Source organism: Streptomyces sp. CBMA291 (assembly GCF_014596525.1).
In the GTDB taxonomy this organism is placed as follows: domain Bacteria; phylum Actinomycetota; class Actinomycetes; order Streptomycetales; family Streptomycetaceae; genus Streptomyces.
On the sequence record NZ_MSJP01000060.1, the window covers coordinates 41,573 to 65,015 of the forward strand.

Sequence of the window (23,443 nt, forward strand, 5' to 3'; positions counted from 1 at the left end):
TCGAAGAAGAGGCACTACGTCGGTGAGGGATGACGTGAGCGACAACTCTGTAGTACTGCGGTACGCGGACGGTGAATACACCTACCCGGTGGTCGAGAGCACCGTCGGCGACAAGGGCTTCGACATCGGGAAACTCCGAGCCCAGACCGGTCTGGTCACCCTGGACAGCGGATACGGCAACACCGCCGCCTATAAATCCGCGATCACCTATCTCGACGGTGAGCAGGGGATCCTCCGGTACCGCGGTTACCCGATCGAGCAGCTGGCCGAGCGCTCCACCTTCCTTGAGGTGGCGTACCTGCTGATCAACGGCGAGCTGCCCAAGGTCGACGAGCTGTCGACCTTCAAGAACGAGATCACGCAGCACACGCTGGTCCACGAGGACGTCAAGAACTTCTTCCGCGGCTTCCCCCGTGACGCGCACCCGATGGCCATGCTGTCCTCGGTGGTCTCGGCGCTGTCCACGTTCTACCAGGACAGCCACAACCCGTTCGACGAGGAGCAGCGTCACCTCTCCACGATCCGGCTGCTGGCGAAGCTGCCGACGATCGCGGCGTACGCGTACAAGAAGTCGATCGGCCACCCGTTCGTCTACCCGCGTAACGACCTCGGGTACGTCGAGAACTTCCTCCGCATGACCTTCTCGGTCCCGGCGCAGGAGTACGACCTCGACCCGGTCGTCGTCGCCGCGCTCGACAAGCTGCTGATCCTCCACGCGGACCACGAGCAGAACTGCTCGACCTCCACCGTGCGTCTGGTCGGCTCCTCGCAGGCGAACATGTTCGCCTCGATCTCCGCCGGCATCTCCGCCCTCTGGGGTCCGCTGCACGGCGGCGCCAACCAGTCGGTCCTGGAGATGCTCGAAGGCATCAAGGCCAACGGCGGCGACGTCGACTCCTTCATCCGCAAGGTGAAGAACAAGGAGGACGGCGTCCGCCTGATGGGCTTCGGCCACCGGGTGTACAAGTCCTTCGACCCGCGCGCCAAGATCATCAAGGCGGCGGCGCACGATGTCCTCTCGGCCCTCGGCAAGTCCGACGAGCTGCTGGACATCGCGCTCAAGCTGGAGGAGCACGCGCTCTCGGACGATTACTTCGTCTCGCGCAACCTCTACCCGAACGTGGACTTCTACACGGGTCTGATCTACCGCGCGATGGGCTTCCCCACGGAGATGTTCACCGTGCTGTTCGCGCTGGGCCGGCTGCCGGGCTGGATCGCCCAGTGGCACGAGATGATCAAGGAGCCGGGTTCCCGCATCGGCCGCCCGCGCCAGATCTACACGGGTGAGGTCCTCCGCGACTTCGTCCCGGTCGAGGCTCGCTGAGCCCCGTCCGCGACCCAGGCGCCCCCGGCTTCCGGCCGGGGGCGCCTTCGCGTGTGCGGGCGTCCGCGCGCGTGCTCGTGGGCGCTTCCCGTAAGGGGCGCTTCCCGCGGAAAGGGAGAAGCGCCCCGCCGTCGATCCCCCCACGGGTCGACGAGCGGGGCGCTTCCCATGTCCCGGAGCGGATTCCCCCCACGGGATCCGGGCCGGGCGTCTGTGGTGTGAGCAGAGGCTACGCGAGCCAGACCTCACGCGGTCTGCCGGGGTACGTACGGGAGGGCCGCTCAAAGCTCCCCGGTGCACGTGCCCCGGCCAAACAGCTTGCCAAAAGGGACGTCCCCCAAGACATCCCAGTGAACGTCCCCCAAGACGTTCGTCTGGCATCGCCCACTTAGACTCGCGAACAGCCCAGATGGTTACCCCCCAATATCTGTGATCTAGATCTCCTTGTGAAGGTCCTGTGCATCACGCGTAGGTGAAATCACGTGAAGCGCCGCAGCCGCAGGCTGTTGGATACGACGAAGACGGACGAAAAGGCCATCGCCAGGCCCGCGATCATCGGGTTGAGCAGCCCGGCGGCGGCCAGTGGCAGCGCCGCCACGTTGTAGCCGAAGGCCCAGCCGAGATTTCCCTTGATGGTGGCGAGGGTCCGGCGGGAGAGCCGGATCGCGTCGGCCGCGACCCGTAGGTCGCCCCGGACGAGGGTCAGATCGCTCGCCTCGATCGCCGCGTCCGTGCCCGTCCCCATCGCCAGACCCAGATCGGCGGTGGCGAGGGCGGCGGCGTCGTTGACCCCGTCGCCCACCATGGCGACCGTCCGGCCCTCCGCCCGCAGCCGCCGGATCACCTCCGCCTTCTCCTCGGGCAGCACCTCCGCGATCACCTCCTCGATCCCGACCTCGGCGGCCACCGCCTCGGCCACCGCCCGGTGGTCGCCGGTCAGCAGCACCGGGCGCAGCCCGAGGGCGCGCAGCCGGGCGACGGCCTCGGCGCTGGTCTCCTTGACGGTGTCGGCGACGGTGAGGGTGCCCCGGGCGAGCCCGTCCCAGGCGACGTGGACGGTGCCGGGACCGGCCTCCGCCGGGACGGCGACACCCTCGGCGGCGAGCAGGGCGGCGCGCCCGACGAGGACCGCGTGACCGTCGACGGAGCCGCGTACGCCGAGCCCGGGGACGTTCTCGAAGGTCTCGGGCTCCGGGAGCGCCCCGAGGCGCTCTGCGGCCCCGGCGGCGACCGCACGGGCCACCGGGTGCTCCGAGGCGTGTTCGAGGGCCCCGGCGAGCCGGAGCAGGGTCTCCTCGCCGGTGCCGGTGCCGGTGCCGGTGCCGGTGCCGGTGCCGGTGCCTGTGCCTGTGCCCGCGCCTGTGCTCGCGTCTGCGTCTGCGTACACCGTCACGTCCGTCAGGGACATCCGGCCGGTGGTGACGGTGCCGGTCTTGTCGAGGACGACGGTGTCGATCCGGCGGGTGGACTCCAGGACCTCGGGGCCCTTGATGAGGATGCCGAGCTGTGCGCCCCGGCCGGTGCCCACGAGGAGGGCGGTGGGGGTGGCGAGGCCCAGGGCGCAGGGGCAGGCGATGATCAGTACGGCGACGGCGGCGGTGAAGGCGGCCGTGGGGTCGTCGGTGGCGAGCAGCCGGCCCACCAGGGTGCCGAGGGCCAGGAGCAGGACGACGGGGACGAAGACGGCGGAGATCCGGTCGGCGAGCCGCTGCACCTCGGCCTTGCCGCTCTGGGCGTCCGCGACGAGCTTCGCCATCCGGGCGAGCCGGGTGTCCGCGCCGACACGGGTGGCGCGGACGACGAGCCGCCCGGAGACGTTGACGCAGCCGCCGGTGACGGGGTCGCCCTCGGTGACGTCGAGCGGCAGGGACTCGCCGGTGAGCAGGGAGGCGTCGACGGCGGAGGAGCCCTCGACGACGGCGCCGTCGGTGGCGATCTTCTCGCCGGGGCGTACGACGAACAGCTCGCCGGTCGTCAGCGCGGCGACCGGCACCCGTACCTCCGTGCCGCCGCGCAGGACGGCCACGTCCTTGGCGCCCAGCTCCATCAGGGCCCGCAGCGCCGCCCCGGCCTTCCGCTTGGCGCGGGCCTCCAGAAAGCGGCCGAGCAGGATGAAGGTGACGACCCCGGCGGCGACCTCCAGATAGATCGAGGAGGTGCCGGCGGAGCGGTCGACGGCGAGGTCGAAGCCGTGCCGCATGCCGGGCGTGCCCGCGTCGCCGAGGAAGAGGGCCCAGAGGGACCAGCCGAAGGCGGCGAGGGTGCCGACCGAGACGAGGGTGTCCATGGTGGCGGCGCCGTGCCGCAGATTGGTCCAGGCGGCCCGGTGGAAGGGGAGCCCGCCCCAGACGACGACGGGCGCGGCGAGGGTGAGCGAGAGCCACTGCCAGTTCTCGAACTGGAGCGAGGGGACCATGGCCAGGAGCACGACGGGGGCGGCGAGCAGCGCGGAGACGACGAGCCGCTGCCGAAGGGCGACGAGACGCGGGTCGGGGGGCTCGGAGGCGGGCGGGTCCAGGGTGCCGGGCGCGGGCAGGGGGCCGGGTGGGCGCGGGGCCGGGTGCTCGGGCGCGCGTCCGGTGGCCTCTCCCGCGCCCGCCGGGGTGCCCGTCGCGAGGTCTGCCGCGAGGTCTGCCGCGAGGCCCGTCGTGGGGTTCGTTGTGGGGTCCGTCGTGACGTTCCCGGGCGTCGGGTGATCCGGTGCCGGGGGTACGGGGTCCGGGGCGCCCGGCACCGGTGCCTCCAGGGCCGGTGGGTGGGGCTCCTCGGCGGTGTAGCCGGTCTTCACGACGGTGGCGATCAGGTCGCCGACCCCGATGTCGGGCGTGTGCTCGATGCGGGCCTTCTCGGTGGCGTAGTTGACCGTGGCGGCCACCCCGTCCATCCGGTTGAGCTTCTTCTCGACGCGGGCGGCGCAGGAGGCGCAGGTCATGCCTCCGATCGTCAGCTCGGTGATCGTGGGCGTCATGAGCGGTTCCCAACAGGAGCAGGGCCGTACCCGGTAACGGTACGACCCTGCGGGGGACTGCGGCGGAGAGGTGGTCAGACCAGCTCGTATCCGGCCTCGTCGACGGCGGCGCGGACGGCCTCCTCGTCGAGCGGGGCGGCGGAGACGACGGTCACCTGACCGGTGGCGGCGACGGCGGCGGCGGAGGAGACGCCGGGGAGCGCGGAGATCTCCTCGTTGACGGCGCCTTCGCAGTGGCCGCAGGTCATGCCCTTGACCTGGTAGACGGTGGTGGTGCTGCCGGGCTTCGTCTCTGCGGTCATGGCGCGCTCCTCGTGGGGTCGGGTCCGTATGACTCCACACTATACCCCTAGGGGGTATGAATTCCAGGGGAGGGTGCGCCGAGGGGCCGCCGGGCGCGCCGGGGTGGGGTCGATGGGGCGGGGTGGGGTCGGCCGGGTGCGCCGGGTGCGCCGGGTGTGCCGGGCGGCCCTGGGCGGGGAGCCCGTGTCGCCCGACCGGGTCAGGGTGCGGACGCGGGCTCGACCACCGGGGCCAGATAGCGCTGGAGGACCTTCTTCAGTTCGGCGACCGCCGCGTCCCGCTCCGGCCCCTCGGGGGCGGCGAGGATGAGCACCAGGCCGCCCTTGACCACGGAGAAGGCCATCGCGGCGATCCGCTCCCGCTCCGCCTCGGGCAGCTCGGGCGCCTTGCCCGCGACGAATTCGCGGACCCGGGTGAGCAGGGTGTTGTGCAGCTCGTCGTGCTCCTCGGCGATCCGTCCGGGCACCTCGGAGCCGTGCATCAGGGCGAGCAGCGCCGGGTTGGCGCAGTTGAACTCGATCATGGGGTCGAGTACCGCGTCGATCAGCTCGGGCAGCGGCAGGCCGAGGTTCTCCGGGGTGAAGGCCAGTCCGTGGGCCTCGCGCATCTGGTGCATCAGGCGCCCGCCCAGCTCGATCGCGATCGCTTCCTTGTTCGGGAAGTACTGGTAGAGCGTGCCGGGGGAGACGCTGGCCTCGCGGGCGATCGCGTTGGTGCTGGCCGCCGTGTAGCCGCTGGAGCAGAAGACCTGGGCGGCGGCCTGGAGCAGCTGTGCGATGCGGCGCTCGCCACGGGCCTGGCGACGGCGCGGCTTCGCCTCCGCCGGGCTGTCGCCGGACGGGTCCTCGGGCAGGTCCTCGGACATGACTGTCCCCAGCTTTCCTCAACGCGATTGACAAACGCGAGTGATCACTCGCATTCTTGTGGAACGCGAGCGGTCGCTCGTGTTTGCCATTCTATGGCAATGGGTGACCCATGTGGCCTGCCGGGAAGCGAGCACATGGGTCAGGTGAAGGGGACACCTCGTCATGGCCGAAGTCAAGAAAACAACGCCCGGGGAAGGGCCGCCGAGGGGTCCGGGCGCCGGGGGATGGACGCGGTTCGTCACCGCGCGCCCCCGCCTGACGCTCCTGGTGGCGCTCGTCCTGACCGCCCTCGCGGTCTTCGCGGGCAGCGGGGTCGCCGACCGCATGGGCAGCGGGGGCTGGGAGGACCCGGCGGCCGAGTCGACCTACGCGACCGGGGTCCTGGAGAAGGAGTTCCCCGGCTCGCGGCCCAATCTGCTGCTCCTCGTCGACGCCGGAGCGGCGGGCGTCGACGATCCGGCGGCCGCCGCCGAAGCCCGCGCGCTCGCGGCGGGGCTCGCCGCCGAGGAGGACGTCGAAGGCGTCGGCTCCTACTGGTCCACCGGCTCGCCCGCCCTCCGCTCCGAGGACGGCCGCAAGGCGGTGATCGCCGCCCGGATCACCGGCGAGGAGAAGCCCTCCGCCGTCCTGGACCGGATCGCCCCCTCCTACCGGGGCGCGCACGGCCCGCTGGAGGTCTCCCTCGGCGGCGAGCTGGCGGTCCGCCACGAGATGCAGACGACGATCATGGAGGACCTGCTGAGGGCGGAGCTGATCGCCCTGCCCATCACCCTCGTCCTGCTCGTCATGGTCTTCGGCAGCGCCGTCGCCGCCCTCCTTCCGCTCGGCGTCGGCATCGTCGCCATCCTCGGCACCAACGCCGTCCTGCGGGGCATCACCGAGTTCGCCGACGTCTCCGTCTTCGCGCAGAACCTGACGACCGCCCTCGGGCTCGGACTCGCCATCGACTACGCCCTGTTCATCGTCCGCCGCTACCGCGAGGAACTCGCCGCCGGAGCCGACACCGCCACCGCCGTCCGCACCACCCTGCGCACCGCCGGCCGGACCGTGCTGTTCTCCGCCCTGACCGTCGCCGCCTCGCTCTCCGCCATGCTGGTCTTCCCGCAGTACTTCCTGCGCTCCTTCGCGTACGCCGGAATCGCGGTCGTCCTGCTCGCGGCGGTCGCCGCGCTCGCCCTGCTCCCCGCGGCCCTGGTGCTGCTCGGCGACCGGGTGAACGCGCTGGACCTGAGGCGTCTCCTCCGGCGCCGCCGCGCCACCGGCGCCGAGGGGCCCGCCGAAGGGACGGGCTGGGCGCGCGCCGCCGGGCTCGTGATGCGCAGGGCGCCGGTCTTCGCCGTCCTCACCACCGTCGGGCTCGTCCTGCTCGGACTGCCCTTCCTCGGCGTCAGGTTCGGCACGGCGGACGACCGCCAGCTCCCCGCCACCGCCTCCTCCCGGATCGTCCAGGAAGAACTGCGGCAGAGCTTCCCCGGCAGCCCCGGCGGCGGCCTCACCGTCCTCGCCGAGGGCCCCGCCACCCCCGCGCAGTACGCCGAGTACCGCGAGCGGATCACCGCCCTCGACGGCATCGCGCGCGCCGAGGGGCCGGTGACCGGGGGACCGGGCCACGCCTACTTCACCGTCGTGCCCGAAGGGGAGAGCACCGGGACGGGGGCCCAGCGGACCGTGGGCGAGCTGCGCGCCGTGCCCGCCCCGTTCGCGACCTCGGTGACCGGACCGGCCGCCACCCTCGTCGACGCCAAGGACTCCCTCGGCGAGCGGCTGCCCTGGGCCGGGGGCATCATCGTGGTCGTCACCCTGCTGCTCGTCTTCCTGCTCACCGGCAGCGTCGTCGTCCCGCTCCAGGCCGTCGTCCTCAACGCGCTCAGCCTCACCGCGATGTTCGGCGCCGTCGTCTGGGTCTTCCAGGACGGACACCTCTCCGGACTCCTCGGCTTCACCGCCACCGGGGACATCGAGACGACCCTGCCCGTCCTGATGTTCTGCGTGGCCTTCGGACTCTCCATGGACTACGGGGTGTTCCTGCTCTCCCGGGTCAAGGAGGAGTACGACGCGACCGGCGACCACGAGCACTCCGTCCGCTTCGGACTGAGCCGAACCGGCGGACTCATCACCGCCGCCGCCGTCATCCTCGCCGTCGTCATGGCCGCGATCGGCGCCTCCCGGGTCACCAACACCAAGATGCTCGGCCTCGGCGTGGCCCTCGCGGTCGTCATGGACGCCATGGTGGTCCGCAGCCTCCTCGTCCCCTCCGTCATGAAGCTCACCGGCCGCCTCACCTGGTGGGCCCCAGGCCCGCTGCGCCGCTTCCACGACCGCTTCGGCATCAGCGAGTCGGACCCGTACAACCCTCCGCCGACTCCGGTTGTCATACAGGTGTCCGGGAAGGAACGGGAGTCCGTTTCCTCGCCTCAATGATCTGTGAAATCGGGGGAGTCCATGACACGCAGGACATCGAGTCTGGCGCTGGCGACGGTCCTCGTCGCGACTCTGGCACCCGTGGCGGCCGGAGGGACCGCCGTCGCCGCGTCCGCCTCTTCGACGGCCCCTGGGGCGGGCCCTGGGGCGGCCCTCTCGACGGCCCCTGGGACGACCGCCGAGGCGACCGCCGTCGAGCCCGGCCGGATCGTCCAGGAGGACCCCCCGCTCAGGGTCATAGCCTCCCCCGAGGCCGGGTCGGCGACCCTTCGCTTCCGGGCCACCGTGCCCGCCGGAGTCACCGGCCCGCTGAAGACCCGCATCACCCTGCCGATCACCAACTGGCCGCCCGCGGGCTGGACCGACTACCGTGTGGCGGCCCTGATCACCTCCGCCTGCTCCGTCGCCGGCACCCGGCTCGCGCCCTGCTCCTGGGCCGGGACCACCCTGAGCGAGGAGGAGGAAGGCCCGGCCCGGGTGGTGCTCGACCTGCCCGCCACGGAAGCCGAGCCCCTCATCAGCTATCTCGTCGACCTCGAACTGCACCACAGCCTCGACTGGCTCGGCAACCTCGACGCCCCCGTCGAACTGCGGTCCGCCGACGGGACGGTCGTCTCCCGGGGCACGGTGCGGCTGGAGGTCGTCGGCGACTCCCCGTCCCCGTTCACCCTGGGCGCGGTCTACGGCCGGGACAAGGAGGGCGTCCTCTGGCGCTACGAGGCCAAGGGCCTGGAGGACAGGAAGCTGACGCCCCGCACCCGCGTCGGCGGCGGCTGGAACGTCTACGAGCGGGTCGTCCCGCTGACCCGGATGGACGCGCGCAACATGGGGGAGCTGGTCGCCCAGGACAAGCAGGGCCACCTCTGGTACTACCGGGGCACCGCGTACCCGGGTGCCCCGTTCAAGCCCCGTGTCCCGCTTGGCGACGCCGCGAGCACCGAGTGGAAGCAGTACACGGCCCTCGCCGCCAACGGGCGGGGCGGACTCGTCGCCCGCGACCGCGACGGCGTCCTGTGGAACTACGAGAAGAGCAGCCAGAGAGACGAGCGCCTCAAGCCCCGCGTCCGCGTCGGCGGCGGCTGGAACGCGTACGACCTGATCACCGGCTACGCCGACGGACTGGTCGCCCGCGACCGTGACGGCGTGCTCTGGAAGTACAACGCGACCACCGCTTACCCCGCCCCGTACCGGCCCTTCGACGCCCGCTGGCGGGTCGGCGGCGGCTGGAAGGTCTACAACGCGGTGGCGGGCACCAAGGAACTCGGCCGCTGGAGCCGCACCGACCTCCTCGCCCGCGAGACCAACGGCGACCTCTGGGCGTACGACTCGGCGCCTTCGGGCTTCGGCTACGCCACCACCTCGATCCGCCGCCGGATCGGCTGGGGCTGGAACATCTACGACCTCGTGATCTGACCCGCGCATCCACGAACGGCCCGGCCTGCGGGGCCACCGGATCGCGAACGGCCCCGCCCGCGAGCCCACCGGCCCGCGAACGGCCCCGCCCGTGGGCCCACCAGCCCGACAACCCGACAACCCGTGCCCCGGAGTGTCCGGGGCGCGGTCAGGCTCCCCAGGGGGACCCATGGGAAACACCCGCGCCTTACTCGTCACGGCGGGCGTCCTGCTCGCCGCTCTGATTCCCCTGGGTCCGGGAGGGACGGCACTCGCCGACCCCCTCCCGGCCGCCGGGCCCGCCCGCGCGGCCGCCGAGGGGAAGACGGCCGCCGTCGAGCCGGGGAGGATCGTGCAGGAGGGCGGTCCGCTGGCCGTCCCCGCCGGGGAGGAAGGGCCGGTCACCACCCGGCTCACCGTCCATCTGCCGCCCGGCACCACCGGACGGCTGCGCCCGCGGAGCCTCGGCTTCCGGGGCCCGTTCCGGGAAGAACAAGGGCGCCCCGCCCAGCTGTTCACCTCCACCTGCGCCGTGAACGGCGGCCCGTTCGAGACCTGCGAATGGCAGTCGCCCGACCCCGACGTCATCGAGGAGACCTGGCTCACCCTCTATCTGCCCGACATCCAGGTGCCCCAGGGCGCCTCGACCGTCACCTACGACATCACCGTCGACGTGCCCAGTAACGCCCTCTGGCTCGGCCGCCTGGCCGGCATCCTCGAACTCGGGGACGGGAGCGGCCTCGTGGCCACCGGAGAGGTCGTCTTCCAACTGCTCCCCGGCACCCCCGAGGCCTCCGACCGGGCCATGCTGCACGCCCGCGACCGCGACGGCGTGCTCTGGCAGTACGAGGCCACCGGACTGGCCCGCCCCCTCCTCAAGCCCCGCACCCGCGTCGGCGGCGGCTGGAACGTCTACACCGCCCTCGCCAAGCCGGGCGGCGGCAACGCCGACGCCTTCGGCCGGATGGTGGCCCGGGACCGCGCCGGGATCCTCTGGATCTACGAAGGCACCCTTCACCCGTCCCGCCCGTTCGCCCCCCGGGAGCGGGTCGGCGGTGGCTGGAACGTCTACACGAGCATCGTGGGACTCGCCAACGGCGGTCTGGTGGCCCGGGACCGCGCCGGAGTCCTCTGGTACTACGAGGGCAACGGACCGTCCAGACCCGCCTTCTCGCCCCGGGTGCGGGTCGGCGGCGGCTGGAACGTCTACACGGGCATCACCTCCTACGGCTCCGGTCTCGTGGCCCGCACCGCCGACGGCAGGCAGTGGCGCTACGAGCGGACGGAGGGCGTCAGACCGCCCGTGCCCTTCACTCCCCGGCGCCTGGTCGGCGGCGGCTGGAACGACTTCACCCTCCTGGCCGGTACCGGGACGGTCGGCCAGGAAGGCCCCTCGCTGGCCGCCCGCGCCAAGGACGGCGCCCTGTGGATGTACGGCGCGGCCCGCTGGGGCGACCACCTCCAGTACACGGAGCCCGCCCACCCGCGCCGGGTGGGCGGCGGATGGAACGTCTACGACCTGATCCTCTGACCTCCGGACCCGCCGGTCAGGCGCGGCGGTTGCGGTTGCGGTTGCCGGGGCGCTCGGCGACCCAGGTGCGGATCGTGTCCGCGTACCAGTAGGGCTTGCCCGACTCGACATGGTCGGGGGCCGGAAGCAGCCCGTGCTTCCGATAGGAGCGGACCGTGTCCGGCTGCACCCGGATGTGCGCGGCGATGTCCTTGTACGACCAGAGCCTCTTATCCGTCATGTCCGGTACCTCCCTGCGCGCCGGACCGCGCAGCGGGGGCGGGGGTGCCGTTTCGGGCGCTGCGGGCGGGCGTCGGCGATCACTGTGCCTGTGCCCCCTGCAACGGTTCCTCCGACAGGCGGGGAGCGGCTGTCGAGCGTCTGTGACGGAAGGGCCACGCTATGGAGACATGTGTGACGAAGGAGGGACGAGCGTGACGGAAGCGGGGCGCGGGGACCCCGGTGTGTCCCCGCGCCCCAAGACCGCCGGGGCGGTAGGGGCGCGGCTGACGAAGGGTCACACGCCGCGGGGGGATGCGTCCTTCGTCAGACCCCGCAGGAGCGGAGGAAACGGCGGGTGCGCAGGGCGATCGGGTAGGGGGCGTCCGGCTCGCACGGGTACATGTCCTGCTCGACGATCGCGAACAGGTCGGCGTCCAGGGCGGACGCGGCGGCGAGCACCGGCTCCAGGGCGGGCACCCCGGACGGCGGCTCGCACATCACGCCCCGGGCCACCGCGGGACCGAACGGCAGTCCCTCCGCCACCACGTCGGCCAGGACCCGGGGGTCGACCTGCTTGAGGTGCAGATAGCCGATCCGCTCGCCGTAGGTCTCGATGAGCTTGACGCTGTCCCCGCCCGCGTAGGCGTAGTGCCCGGTGTCCAGGCAGAGCGCCACCGCCTCCGGATCGGTGGCGTCGAGGAAACGCGTCACGCTCTCCTCGCCGTCCAGATGCGTGTCGGCGTGCGGATGGACGACGATCCGCAGCCCGTACCGCTCGCGCACCTCCCGGCCCAGACGCTCGGTCAGCCGCGTCAGGTCCCGCCACTGCTCCCCGGTGAGCGTCCGGTCCTCCAGGACCTCGCCGGTGCGGTCGTCCCGCCAGAACGCCGGGATCACCACCAGATGACCGGCGCCGACGGCCTGGGCGAGGGCCGCGTTCTCGGCGACGTGCGCCCAGGTCCGCTCCCAGACGCCGGGCCCCCGGTGGAGCCCGGTGAAGACCGTCCCCGCCGAGACCCGGAGGCCGCGCCGGGCGGTCTCCTCGCCGAGCACGGCCGGATCGGTCGGCAGATAGCCGTACGGGCCCAGCTCGATCCACCCGTACCCGGCCCCCGACACCTCGTCGAGGAAACGCTGCCAGGGAACCTGACGGGGATCGTCGGGGAACCACACCCCCCAGGAATCGGGGGCCGACCCGATCCGGATGCGGGAGGGCGGGCGGGCCGCGGACGGGGACGGGGACGGGGAGGACGGGGAGGACGGGGAGGACGGGGAGGACGGGGAGGACGGGGAGGACGGGGAGGGGGACGGCGAGGACGACGTCTGTGGGGACGGCTTCGTCATGTCCGCCACCTTGACCGGGGCCGTCGGTACCGTCAAGGAGGCGACCCGGTCCGGTCACGTCGTCCGAATGTCCGGACATATCGTTGACAGGCCTCCCGGCGGACGGCTAGACCTGGGGACCGGAAGCCGGACGCGAGAGGTGGCGCGGGTGGAGTCGGAGCCGTACGACCTGATCACCATGGGCCGACTCGGCGTGGACCTCTATCCGCTCCAGAGCGGGGTCGGGCTCGACCGGGCCGAGACCTTCGCCAAGTTCCTCGGCGGTTCCCCGGCCAACGTGGCCGTCGCCGCCGCCCGGCTCGGGCGCCGCACCGCCCTCGTCTCCCGCACCGGCGCCGATCCCTTCGGCCGCTATCTCCGCCGTGAGCTGCGGACCTTCGGGGTGGACGCCCGCTGGGTGACCGAGGTCGAGGAGTACCCGACGCCCGTCACCTTCTGCGAACTCTTCCCGCCCGACGACTTCCCGCTCCACTTCTACCGACGGCCCAAGGCACCGGACCTGGAGATCCACCCGGACGCGCTCGACCTCGACGCGATCCGGGCCGCCCGGGTCTTCTGGGCCACCGGCACCGGACTGTGCGCCGAGCCGAGCAGGACCGCGACCCTGACGGCGCTGCGGGCCCGGTCCGGCCGGGAGACGACGGTCCTCGACCTGGACTGGCGGCCGATGTTCTGGCCGGACCCGGCGCGGGCCCGGCCGTACTACGCCGAGGCGCTGCGGTACGCCACCGTCGCCGTCGGCAACCTCGACGAGTGCGAGGTCGCCACCGGGGAGCGCGACCCGCTGGCCGCCGCCCGCGCGCTGTTCGACGCCGGGGGAGGGGCGCTCCGGCTCGCCGTCGTCAAACAGGGCCCGGCGGGCGTCCTCGCGCTCGCCGCCGACGGCACGTCCGCCGAGGTGCCGCCGCTGCCGGTGGAGGTCGTCAACGGGCTCGGCGCGGGCGACGCGTTCGGCGGGGCGCTGGTCCACGGACTGCTCGCCGGGCTCGGCCTGGAGACCCTTCTGCGCCGGGCGGGCGCCGCCGGGTCGATCGTCGCGGGCAGGCTCGCCTGCTCGTCCGCCATGCCGTACGCCGCCGAGATCGACGAGGCGCTGACGAAGGGCACGGGCACGCTCCTGCCGACGACCGCGTCGCCCACCCCGGGGGAGGGGCCGGGACCGGTGGAGGACCCGGGTTCGGGTCCGGTGCCGGTGGAGGGTCCGGGTTCGGGGGCGGGTCAGGGCCTGGCGTCGGGGTCGGGTCAGGGTCCCGGATCGGGGGCGGCTCCGGGTTCCGGGCCGGTGTCGGTCCCGGAAAGGGGGTAGGGATCCGCACATGAGCACAGCCCCGCAGGCCTCCCGCCCCCCGGACTCCTCCCGCCCCCCGGACCCCCCTCGCATCCCGGACACCTCCGCCGCACCCCGCACCCTCCATCTGCCCGCAGGCTCCGCCGCCCGGGGGCCGTACCGGGTCGACATCGACCCCGAGCGGGCCGGATGGACGCATTCCGCGCTCCGGGTGCTCACCCTGGGACCCGGCGGGATCCACTCCTTCCGGAGCGAGGATCTCGAATGGGTCGTGCTTCCCCTCTCCGGTGCCTGTAGCGTGCGCGTCGACGGAGAGAAACTCGAACTCCAGGGCCGCGCGAGCGTGTTCGACGGGGTGACCGACTTCGCCTATGTACCGCGCGACGCCCACGCCCAGATCGCCTCCGGCGCGGGGGGCCGCTTCGCTTTGGCAGGAGCGAAGTGCGAGCGACGACTCCCCGCCCGCTACGGCCCCGCGCCGGAGGTCCCCGTCGAGACCCGGGGCAGCGGCGACCGGACCCGCCGGGTGCGGAACTTCGCCGCGGCCGACGCCTTCCCCTGCGACCGGCTCATCGCCGTCGAGGTCGTCACCCCCGGCGGCAACTGGTCCTCCTATCCACCGCACAAGCACGACGAGCACCACCCCGGCGCCGAGACCGTCCTGGAGGAGATCTACTACTACGAGATCCAGGGCCCGCACGGCCTCGCCTACCAGCGGATCTCGCCCTCCCGGCCCGGCGGCGCCGACCTCCTCGCCGAACTCGGCGACGGCGACGCGGTCCTCGTCCCCGACGGCTGGCACGGCCCCTCCATCGCCCAGCCGGGCCACGACCTCTACTACCTCAACGTCATGGCGGGTCCCGGACCCGAGCGCGCGTGGCACATCCGCTTCCACCCGGACCACCCGGAGGGGTACGCATGAGCATCCGGCTGACCGTCGCCCAGGCGCTGATCCGCTTCCTCGCCGCCCAGCACACCGAACGCGACGGCGTACGGCAGCGCCTGATCACCGCCACCTGGGGCATCTTCGGCCACGGAAACGTCGCCGGAATCGGCCAGGCCCTCGTGGAGGACCCCGGCCTCATGCCCTTCCACCAGGGCCGCAACGAGCAGGCCATGGTGCACGCCGCCGTCGGCTACGCCCGCCAGTCCAACCGGCTCTCCGCGCACGCCGTCACCACCTCCATCGGCCCCGGCGCCACCAACCTCGTCACCGGCGCCGCCCTCGCCACCGTCAACCACCTCCCGGTGCTGCTGCTGCCCGGCGACACCTTCGCCGGACGCCCCGCCGATCCGGTCCTCCAGCAGCTCGAAGTCCCTTACGCGGGAGACGTGTCGGTCAACGACTGCCTCCGTCCCGTCTCGAAGTACTTCGACCGGATCGGACGCCCCGAAGCCCTCGTCCCGGCCGCGCTCGCCGCCGTCCGGGTCCTCGCCGACCCCGTGGAGACCGGCGCGGTCACCCTCGCGCTGCCGCAGGACGTGCAGGCGGAGGCGTACGACTGGCCGGAGGAGTTCTTCGCCGAGCGGGTCTGGCGGATCCGCCGGCCCCGACCCGACGCAGCCGAACTCGACGCCGCCGTACGGGCCGTGCGGGACGCCCGGCGGCCCCTGGTCATCGCGGGCGGCGGGGTCAAGCACAGCCGCGCCGAGGAGGCGCTGCGCGTCCTCGTCGAGCGGGCCGACCTGCCCGTGGCCACCACCCAGGCGGGCAAGGGCGTCCTGCCGTACGACCACCCGAGCGATGTCGGCGGCATCGGCCACACCGGCACCTCCACCGCCAACGCCCTCGCCCGCACCAGCGATCTGGTCATCGGCGTCGGCACCCGCTACACCGACTTCACCACCGCCTCCGGCACGCTCTTCCGCGAGGGCACCCGCTTCCTCAACCTCAACATCGCGGGCTTCGACGCCCACAAACTCGGCGCGGCGCAGCTCGTCGCCGACGCCCGCGAAGGCCTCACCGCCCTCACCGACGCACTCGGCGACCACCGCCAGGACCTCGTCCAGTGGACCTTCTCCAAGCGGCACTGGCAGGAATACGTCGACACCGTCTACGCAGTCCCCGACGAGACCGCCCGCCCCACCCAGGCCCAGGTCCTCGGCGTACTCGACACCCTGGTCGACGCGGACGACATCCTGGTCAACGCCGCCGGCTCGCTCCCCGGCGACCTCCACCGGCTGTGGCGGACCCGCTCGCCCGACCAGTACCACGTCGAGTACGGCTACTCCTGCATGGGCTACGAGATCCCCGCCGCCCTCGGCGTCCTGCTCGCCGCCCCCCACCGGCCCGTCTGGGCCCTCGTCGGCGACGGTACGTATCTGATGAACCCCACCGAGATCGTCACCGCCGTCCAGGAACGGCTGCCCCTGCGGCTGATCGTCCTCCAGAACCACGGCTACGCCTCCATCGGCGGCCTCTCCGAGGCGGTCGGCGCCGAGCGGTACGGCACCGACTACCGGCACCGGGACGCCGAAGGAGGCTTCACCGGCCCCCCGCTCCCCGTCGACCTCGGAGCCAACGCGGCCTCCCTCGGCATGCGGGTCCTGCGCCCCCGCACCGTGCGTGACCTGCGGGAAGCCCTCGCGGACGCACGGAACAGCACGGTTCCCACATGTGTCTACGTCGAGACCGAAACGCCCGACACTGTGTCGGGCCCGCCCCCGGCCCAGGCGTGGTGGGATGTGCCCGTGGCCGAGACCTCGACCCGCCCGTCGGCGGTCAAGGCCCGGGAGGAGTACGACCGGCACGTCACCGCCCGACGCCGCCATCTCTGAAGGAGCATTTTCGTCATGACGAACACCGTCAAGACCGTCGACCACTGGATCGGCGGGAAGGCAGTCGAGGGCACGTCGGGCAACTGGGGCCCGGTCACCGACCCGGCCACCGGCGCCGTGACCACCCGCGTCGCGCTCGCCTCCGTCGAGGAGGTGGACGCCGCCGTCGCCGCCGCCAAGGACGCCTTCGCCACCTGGGGCACCTCCTCGCTCGCCCAGCGCACCACGATCCTCTTCAAGTTCCGCGCGCTGCTCGACGCCAACCGCGACGCCATCGCCGAACTGATCGTCGCCGAGCACGGCAAGGTCCACTCCGACGCGCTCGGCGAGGTCGCCCGCGGTCTGGAGATCGTCGACCTGGCCTGCGGCATCACCACCCAGCTCAAGGGCGAGCTGTCCACCCAGGTGTCCAGCCGGGTGGACGTGGCGTCGATCCGCCAGCCCGTCGGCGTCGTCGCCGGCATCACGCCCTTCAACTTTCCGGCCATGGTGCCGATGTGGATGTTCCCGATCGCCATCGCGACCGGCAACACCTTCATCCTCAAGCCGAGCGAGAAGGACCCCTCGCCCTCGCTGAAGATCGCCGAACTGCTCGCGGAGGCGGGCCTCCCGGACGGCGTCTTCAACGTCCTGCACGGCGACAAGGTGGCCGTCGACCGCCTCCTTGAGCACCCGGACGTCACCGCGATCTCCTTCGTCGGCTCGACCCCGATCGCCCGGTACATCCACACCACCGCCTCCGCCAACGGCAAGCGCGTCCAGGCGCTCGGCGGCGCGAAGAACCACATGCTGGTCCTCCCGGACGCCGACCTCGACGCGGCGGCCGACGCGGCCGTCTCCGCCGCCTACGGCTCGGCGGGCGAGCGCTGTATGGCGATCTCGGCGGTCGTGGCCGTCGGCGCCATCGGCGACGAACTGGTGGAGAAGATCCGCGAGCGCGCCGAGAAGATCAAGATCGGCCCCGGCGCCGACCCCACCTCCGAGATGGGCCCGCTCATCACGGCCGTCCACCGCGACAAGGTCGCCTCCTACGTCCACGGCGCCGCCGCCGAGGGCTGCGAGGTCGTCCTCGACGGCACCGGCTACACCGTCGAGGGCCACGAGAACGGGCACTGGATCGGCCTCTCCCTGCTCGACCACGTGCCGACCACGGCCAAGGCGTACCAGGACGAGATCTTCGGCCCGGTGCTCTGCGTCCTGCGCGCCGAGACCTACGAAGAGGGCCTCGCCCTCATCAACGCCTCGCCGTTCGGCAACGGCACCGCCATCTTCACCCGCGACGGCGGCGCGGCCCGCCGCTTCCAGCTGGAGGTGGAGGCGGGCATGGTCGGCGTCAACGTGCCGATCCCCGTCCCCGTCGGCTACCACTCCTTCGGCGGCTGGAAGGACTCGCTCTTCGGCGACCACCACATCTACGGCAACGACGGTGTGCACTTCTACACCCGCGGCAAGGTCGTCACCACCCGCTGGCCCGACCCCTCCGAGGGCCCGTCGGGCGTGGACCTGGGCTTCCCCCGCAACCACTGACGCGGCCTGAGCAGGACCGGGCCCCCGGCACACGCGAGAGCGCGCGCCGGGGGCCCGTGCCCTTTCCCCCGCCGAGAGGGACGGCCGTGTCCGCGCGGGGCGGGACGCGATCGTGCACCGGATGCGGGGAAGCGCCTCGGGCCCACCGCCCCCTGGTCCCACCGCCCCCTGGTCCCACCGCGACTTGGGCCCACCGTGCCTTGGGCCCACCGTGCCTTGGGCCCACCGTGCCTTGGGCCCATCGCGCCCTGGTCCCACCGCGCCTCGGGCCCACCCCCCCTGGTCCACCGCGCTCCGGGCTCCCCTCGCCCCGGGCCCACCGCGCCCCGGCGAGCCCGTACCGCGCCCGTCGTACGTGTCCCCCTCCCGTACTCCTCAAGGAGGGGGACCGGCTCCCTCCCCGGGCCGCCGTGCTCCGGCGGGTGGACGCTTAGGCTCGACGGCATGCGACTCCGATTTCCCCGGTGGGCCGCCGTCCTCGCGGTCCTCGCCGTTCTCGCGGGTGGCGGTGTCCGGGCCGCCGCCTCGGACGGTTCGCCGTCCGTGCGCCGTGCGGACCGGACGCTCGATCTCGACGGCGCCCGGCTCGACACCTCCTACTTCGTCGGCGAGGGCGGCGGGCGCCGCCCCGCCGTTCTCCTCGGCCACGGCTTCGGCGGCTCCAAGGACGACGTACGCGTCCAGGCGGAAGGGCTCGCCCGTGCCGGGTACGCCGTCCTCACCTGGTCCGCGCGGGGCTTCGGCGCCTCCACCGGGGCGATCGGGCTCAACGATCCCGACCACGAGGTGCGGGACGTCCGGAAGCTGATCGACTGGCTCGCCGCCCGCCCCGAGGTCCTCCTGGACAAGCCCGGCGACCCGCGCGTCGGCGTCACCGGGGCCTCCTACGGCGGCGCGGTCGCCCTGCTCGCGGCCGGGTACGACGAGCGGGTCGACGCGATCGCCCCGCAGATCACCTACTGGAACCTGGCCGACGCCCTGTTCCCCGAAGGCGTCTTCAAGAAGCTGTGGACCGGCCTGTTCTTCACCGCGGGCGGCGCCCTCGGCGAAGCCGCCGACGGCCGCCGCGCCGAGGCCGCCGACAACGGCTCCGCCGATGCCACCGAAGGTCACCCCGGCAAGGCCGCCGCCGGTGGCTGTGGGCGCTTCACCCCCGAACTCTGCGCCCTCTACCAGCGCGTCGCCGTCGCCGGAAAACCCGACGCCGCCGCCCGCGCCCTCCTCGAAGCCCGGAGTCCCTCCGCCGTCGCCGACCGGATCAAAGTGCCCGCCCTCCTCGTACAGGGCCAGTCCGACTCCCTCTTCACCCTCGCCCAATCCGACGCCGCCGCCCGCACCCTCACCACCAACGGCGCCCCCGTCGCCGTCGACTGGATCTCCGGCGGCCACGACGGCGGCGACCGCGAGACCGGCCGGGTCGAACAACGCGTCACCACCTGGTTCGACCGCTGGCTGAAGCGGGACGCCTCCGTCGACACCGGCCCCGCCTTCCGCGTCAGCCGTACCGGCGGTGTCGACTCCACCGACGGGCGGTCCACCCTGCGCGCCGCCACCGCCGACCGCTACCCCGGCCTCGCCGAAGGCCCCGTACGCCTGCCGCTCACCGGCCCCGCGCAGACCTTCGCCAATCCGGCGGGCGCCGCCCCGCCCGCCGTCTCCGCCGTCCCCGGGCTCGGCGGCGGCGTCACCGGGCTCTCCTCCCTGGGCGTCGGTCTCGCCCTCGACTTCCCCGGCCAGCACGCCCGCTTCGACACGGCGCCGTTGACGGGCCCGCTCCGGATCACCGGCACCCCGACCGTCCGCGTCAAGGTGACCTCCACCGCCGCCGACGGTTCCGCCGTCCTCTTCGCCAAGGTGTACGACGTGGGCCCGGACGGACGGCAGCAGGTGCTGCCCGCCCAGCTCGTCGCCCCCGTCCGCGTCGAAGGCGCCGCCACCGGCCGGAGCGTCACGCTCACCCTGCCCGCGATCGACCACGAGGTGGCGGCCGGACACCGCCTCCGGCTGGTGCTCGCCGCCACCGACCTCGGCTACGCCTCCCCGCTCGTCCCCGCCGGTTACACCGTGGCCGCCGAGGGCCCGCTGACCGTCCCCACCGCGCCCGGCCTCGCCACCGAGGCCGCCGCACTGCCCTGGTGGGTCTGGGGTCTGCCGCCGCTCGGCCTCGCCGTCGCCGCCGCCCTGCTGCTCACCGCCCGCCGCCGCACCGGCGCCCCCGCACCCGATCCCGCGCTCGCCGCCGTCCCGCTGGTGATCACGGGTCTCTCCAAGAAGTACCGGGGCGGCGACGCGTACAGCGTCCGTGAGCTGTCCTTCCGGGTCGAACGGGGCCAGGTCCTGGGCCTGCTCGGGCCGAACGGCGCGGGCAAGACCACCACCCTGCGCATGCTGATGGGCCTGATCACCCCCGACGAGGGCGAGATCCGCGTCTTCGGCCAGGCGATCCGCCCCGGCGCCCCGGTCCTCTCCCGGGTCGGCGCCTTCGTGGAGGGCGCCGGTTTCCTGCCGCATCTCTCCGGCCGGGAGAACCTGGACCTGTACTGGAAGGCCACCGGCCGCCCCGCCGAGGACGCCCACGCGGACGAGGCCCTGCGCATCGCGAACCTCGGCGGCGCCCTCGACCGCGCGGTCCGCACCTACTCGCAGGGCATGCGGCAGCGCCTCGCCCTCGCCCAGGCCATGCTCGGCCTGCCGGACCTGCTGATCCTGGACGAGCCCACCAACGGACTCGACCCGCCGCAGATCCGCGAGATGCGCGAGGTCATGATCCGGTACGCGGCCGGTGGCCGTACCGTCATCGTCTCCAGCCATCTCCTCGCCGAGGTCGAGCAGTCCTGCACGCACCTCGTCGTGATGGACCGGGGGCGGCTCGTGCAGGCGGGACCGGTCGCCGAGATCACCGGCTCCGGCGACACCCTCCTGGTGACGGTCGGCGCGCCCGTCTCCGAGGTCGTCGTGGAGAAGATCGGCGCCCTCCCGGGTGTCGCCGGGGCGACCCGCACCGAGGGCGGCGTCCTCGTCCGGCTCGACGGGCTCACCCCGACCGCCCTCATCGGCGAACTCGTCGCCCTGGAGGTGCCGCTGACCGGCGTCGGCCCGCACCGGCGCCTGGAAGACGCGTTCCTGACCCTGATCGGAGGAAGCGCCGCATGACCGGGCTGCCCGACACCACCGCCCCCACGGCCGCGTCCCCGGCGGTCCCCGTGGATTCCGCCGCCCCCGGCTACCGCGCCGGGCGCACCCTGCCGCTGCGGGTCGAGGCCCTCCGGCAGGGGAAGCGCCGCCGCACCCTGGTCATGGGCGGCGTCCTCGTCGCCCTGCCGTTCGTCCTGATGGTCGCCTTCGCGGTCGGCGGCGACCGGGAGGGCGGGAGCGGGCGGGTCACCCTGATGGACACGGCGACCGCCTCCGGCCTCAACTTCGCGGCCACCTGCCTCTTCGTCTCGGCCGGTTTCCTCCTGGTCATTCCCGTGGCCCTGTTCTGCGGGGACACCGTCGCCTCCGAGGCGAGCTGGTCCTCCCTGCGCTATCTGCTCGCCGCGCCGGTGCCCCGGGCCCGGCTCCTCGCGGTCAAGCTGACCGTGGCCCTCGGCTACAGCGCGGCGGCCATGCTGCTCCTGCCGCTGGTGGCGCTCGCGGCGGGCACGGTCGCCTACGGCTGGGGGCCGCTGCACCTGCCCACGGGGGGCGCGGTGCCCGCCGGGGACGCGCTGCTCCGCCTCGGGGTCGCCGTCGTCTTCGTCTTCGCCTCCCAACTGGTGACGGCGGGCCTCGCCTTCTGGCTCTCGACCCGTACGGACGCCCCGCTCGGCGCGGTCGGCGGCGCGGTCGGACTGACCATCGTCGGCAACGTCCTCGACGCGGTCACCGCCCTCGGCGACTGGCGCGCCTTCCTGCCGGCGCACTGGCAGTTCGCCTGGATCGACGCGCTTCAGCCCCACTGGGAGTGGGGCGGCATGGCGAAGGGCACGGCGATCTCCCTCACCTACGCCCTGGTCCTCTTCGCCCTCGCCTTCCGGGGCTTCGCCCGCAAGGACATCGTGTCGTAGCACCACCGGTCGTGGCCTTGGCCATGGTCACGGTGTTTCTCAGAGTCACCGTCTCAGAGCCGCCCTCTCAGAGCCACCCCTCAAAGCCACCCTCTCCGAGCCGCTTCCGCGCCCGCGCGGAAGCGGCTCGTCGTGCCGAGGGCCGTCATCAGTTCCCCGACGCGGCGGCTGTAGGTCCGCGCCGACATGCCGAGTCTGGCCGCCGCCGTCTCGTCGGTGAGTCCCGACAGGAGGGCGTCGAGCACCGGGCGCAGCTGGGGCGGCAGATCGCGGGGTGCCGGCGGGGGCGGGGGTGCGCAGCCGATCTCCTCGGCGGCGGCCCAGCAGGCGTGGTGGGTGCGGACGAGGGCCTGCACGATCACCGGGTCCCGGATCAGCAGCAGTCCGTTGTAGAGCAGTTCCAGGTCGAGCGGGACGGCGGCGACCGTCCGGTCGACCACGATCAGCTTGAACGGGATGGCCTCGGCGAGCCGGGCCCGGCCGGGGAGCCGGAGCCCGTCCTCCACGCGGGGCAGTGCGTGGCGCGGCACGATCCGTCTGACCTCGGCGGCCCGCTCGGCCGCGGCCCGCATGCACGCTCCCGCGAGTTCCAGGAACGGCTCGGGGATGGCGCAGCCCGCGGAGGCGACCGGGTCGTCGAAGGTCAGCAGCTCGTACCGGGTGGAAGCGGCCAGCCCGGCGAGCGCCGCGCTGATGCGTCGCGCTCCCCGGACCGGGCGCCCCGCGGGCCGCTGTCCCTCGGTAGCGGCCCGGTTCATCGCCGAACGGGCGAGCATCACGGAGCCCGCGCTCTCTGCCACCGCTGACCACCCCCGCCCGCTCGATGTCCACTCCATGTACTCATGTGACTGCACACGGTGACAACCCCTGTTGGGAAGGATGGCGAATCCATGCCACCTCGTGTCTCGCGGCTCGCCGCCGCCGCGTCGCGCCGCGTCCGCCACTCCCGCGACGACGCCGCGCGGCACCCCGTTCACCTCGGGATCAAGTGCCGTACGAGGAGGGGGAGATGGGGCCGGAAGGTGCGAGGCGGGTCGGGATGGGGGCCGGTGGGGGCGGTTCCCGGCCATCGACGCAGGGTCGTGCGGTCTCCGTACTGACAAGCGGGGATGCTCTCCGGGGCTCAGGTCCGAACTGCCGGGAGTTCACCCGGTCGTTCACCAGTCACCAGTCACCAGTCACCAGTCGCCCGGTCACTCGCTCGACCGTTCACCCGGCCGTTCGTCCGACCGTCTTCCCGTCGGGCCGCCCCTCCGCGTGCCCCTGGCGGGCGCCGGGCTCCGGTGTCAGGGCCGTCTCGTCCGTCACGGATGTCACGAGGTTTCGCTGCGGCCGACACGTGGGCGCGTGGCGGAACAGAATGGCCCCGAGGTCCGCGCCGTCCGGTCGCTCCGTCACCGGTTCCGGGAGGGAGGAGGTCGTCCCGGGTCGGAGGGGCCCGCTCCGGAAAC

Annotated in this window: 16 protein-coding genes; 10 read left to right on the forward strand and 6 right to left on the reverse strand. The window is 73.1% G+C overall.

Annotated elements, in window-relative coordinates; translation table 11 throughout:
* The first annotated feature begins 34 nt into the window (after positions 1-34).
* On the forward strand, positions 35-1,324 hold the full coding sequence (locus BU197_RS15715) for a citrate synthase (RefSeq protein ID WP_188268914.1): 1,290 nt from the start codon (positions 35-37) through the stop codon (positions 1,322-1,324).
* A 478-nt stretch (positions 1,325-1,802) separates the two neighbouring features.
* Here BU197_RS15715 and BU197_RS15720 read toward each other — a convergent pair whose 3' ends face one another.
* The 3 genes from BU197_RS15720 to BU197_RS15730 form a co-directional block, all read right to left on the reverse strand.
* The gene (locus BU197_RS15720; protein ID WP_188268915.1) at positions 1,803-4,292 is read right to left on the reverse strand and encodes a heavy metal translocating P-type ATPase; all 2,490 of its coding nucleotides are present in this window, start codon (positions 4,290-4,292) and stop codon (positions 1,803-1,805) included.
* Positions 4,293-4,366: 74 nt separating this feature from the next.
* On the reverse strand, positions 4,367-4,594 hold the full coding sequence (locus tag BU197_RS15725; RefSeq protein ID WP_188268916.1) for a heavy-metal-associated domain-containing protein: 228 nt from the start codon (positions 4,592-4,594) through the stop codon (positions 4,367-4,369).
* A 200-nt stretch (positions 4,595-4,794) separates the two neighbouring features.
* Positions 4,795-5,460, reverse strand: coding sequence for a TetR/AcrR family transcriptional regulator (locus tag BU197_RS15730; RefSeq protein WP_188268917.1), 666 nt, complete (start codon positions 5,458-5,460; stop codon positions 4,795-4,797).
* 163 nt (positions 5,461-5,623) lie between these two features.
* On the opposite strand from BU197_RS15730, the gene BU197_RS15735 reads away from it, so the two are divergent.
* The 3 genes from BU197_RS15735 (at position 5,624) to BU197_RS15745 (ending at position 10,805) form a co-directional block, all read left to right on the forward strand.
* Complete coding sequence (locus BU197_RS15735; protein ID WP_188268918.1) at positions 5,624-7,882, forward strand: MMPL family transporter; 2,259 nt, start codon at positions 5,624-5,626, stop codon at positions 7,880-7,882.
* Positions 7,883-7,903: 21 nt separating this feature from the next.
* On the forward strand, positions 7,904-9,295 hold the full coding sequence (locus BU197_RS15740) for a tachylectin-related carbohydrate-binding protein (RefSeq protein WP_188268919.1): 1,392 nt from the start codon (positions 7,904-7,906) through the stop codon (positions 9,293-9,295).
* 169 nt (positions 9,296-9,464) lie between these two features.
* The gene (locus BU197_RS15745) at positions 9,465-10,805 is read left to right on the forward strand and encodes a hypothetical protein (protein WP_188268920.1); all 1,341 of its coding nucleotides are present in this window, start codon (positions 9,465-9,467) and stop codon (positions 10,803-10,805) included.
* Between the two features lie 16 nt (positions 10,806-10,821).
* On the opposite strand, the gene BU197_RS15750 is transcribed toward BU197_RS15745, so the two are convergent.
* Together BU197_RS15750 and BU197_RS15755 are read right to left on the reverse strand one after the other, a co-directional pair.
* On the reverse strand, positions 10,822-11,025 hold the full coding sequence (locus tag BU197_RS15750; protein WP_188268921.1) for a helix-turn-helix transcriptional regulator: 204 nt from the start codon (positions 11,023-11,025) through the stop codon (positions 10,822-10,824).
* 305 nt (positions 11,026-11,330) lie between these two features.
* Entirely contained in the window at positions 11,331-12,179 is an 849-nt protein-coding gene (locus BU197_RS15755) for a sugar phosphate isomerase/epimerase family protein (RefSeq protein ID WP_411158491.1), read from the reverse strand.
* A 319-nt stretch (positions 12,180-12,498) separates the two neighbouring features.
* On the opposite strand from BU197_RS15755, the gene iolC reads away from it, so the two are divergent.
* The 6 genes from iolC (at position 12,499) to BU197_RS15785 (ending at position 21,992) form a co-directional block, all read left to right on the forward strand.
* Positions 12,499-13,656, forward strand: a complete 1,158-nt coding sequence (gene iolC / locus BU197_RS15760; RefSeq protein WP_317452303.1) for a 5-dehydro-2-deoxygluconokinase — start codon at positions 12,499-12,501, stop codon at positions 13,654-13,656.
* Between the two features lie 10 nt (positions 13,657-13,666).
* Complete coding sequence (gene iolB / locus BU197_RS15765) at positions 13,667-14,560, forward strand: 5-deoxy-glucuronate isomerase (RefSeq protein WP_188268922.1); 894 nt, start codon at positions 13,667-13,669, stop codon at positions 14,558-14,560.
* Positions 14,557-16,416, forward strand: a complete 1,860-nt coding sequence (gene iolD, locus BU197_RS15770; protein WP_188268923.1) for a 3D-(3,5/4)-trihydroxycyclohexane-1,2-dione acylhydrolase (decyclizing) — start codon at positions 14,557-14,559, stop codon at positions 16,414-16,416. Before iolB ends, iolD begins: the two co-directional genes overlap by 4 nt.
* A gap of 15 nt (positions 16,417-16,431) precedes the next feature.
* Positions 16,432-17,943, forward strand: coding sequence for a CoA-acylating methylmalonate-semialdehyde dehydrogenase (gene mmsA, locus BU197_RS15775; RefSeq protein WP_188268924.1), 1,512 nt, complete (start codon positions 16,432-16,434; stop codon positions 17,941-17,943).
* Between the two features lie 444 nt (positions 17,944-18,387).
* Positions 18,388-21,096, forward strand: a complete 2,709-nt coding sequence (locus BU197_RS15780) for a CocE/NonD family hydrolase (protein WP_188268925.1) — start codon at positions 18,388-18,390, stop codon at positions 21,094-21,096.
* The gene (locus tag BU197_RS15785) at positions 21,093-21,992 is read left to right on the forward strand and encodes an ABC transporter permease (RefSeq protein ID WP_188268926.1); all 900 of its coding nucleotides are present in this window, start codon (positions 21,093-21,095) and stop codon (positions 21,990-21,992) included. The genes BU197_RS15780 and BU197_RS15785 overlap by 4 nt, the downstream gene beginning before the upstream one ends.
* An 80-nt stretch (positions 21,993-22,072) precedes the next feature.
* Here BU197_RS15785 and BU197_RS15790 read toward each other — a convergent pair whose 3' ends face one another.
* Positions 22,073-22,792 carry a DNA-binding response regulator gene (locus tag BU197_RS15790; RefSeq protein ID WP_188268927.1) on the reverse strand — a complete coding sequence of 240 codons (720 nt, stop codon included), beginning with the start codon at positions 22,790-22,792 and terminating at the stop codon, positions 22,073-22,075.
* Positions 22,793-23,443: the final 651 nt, after the last annotated feature.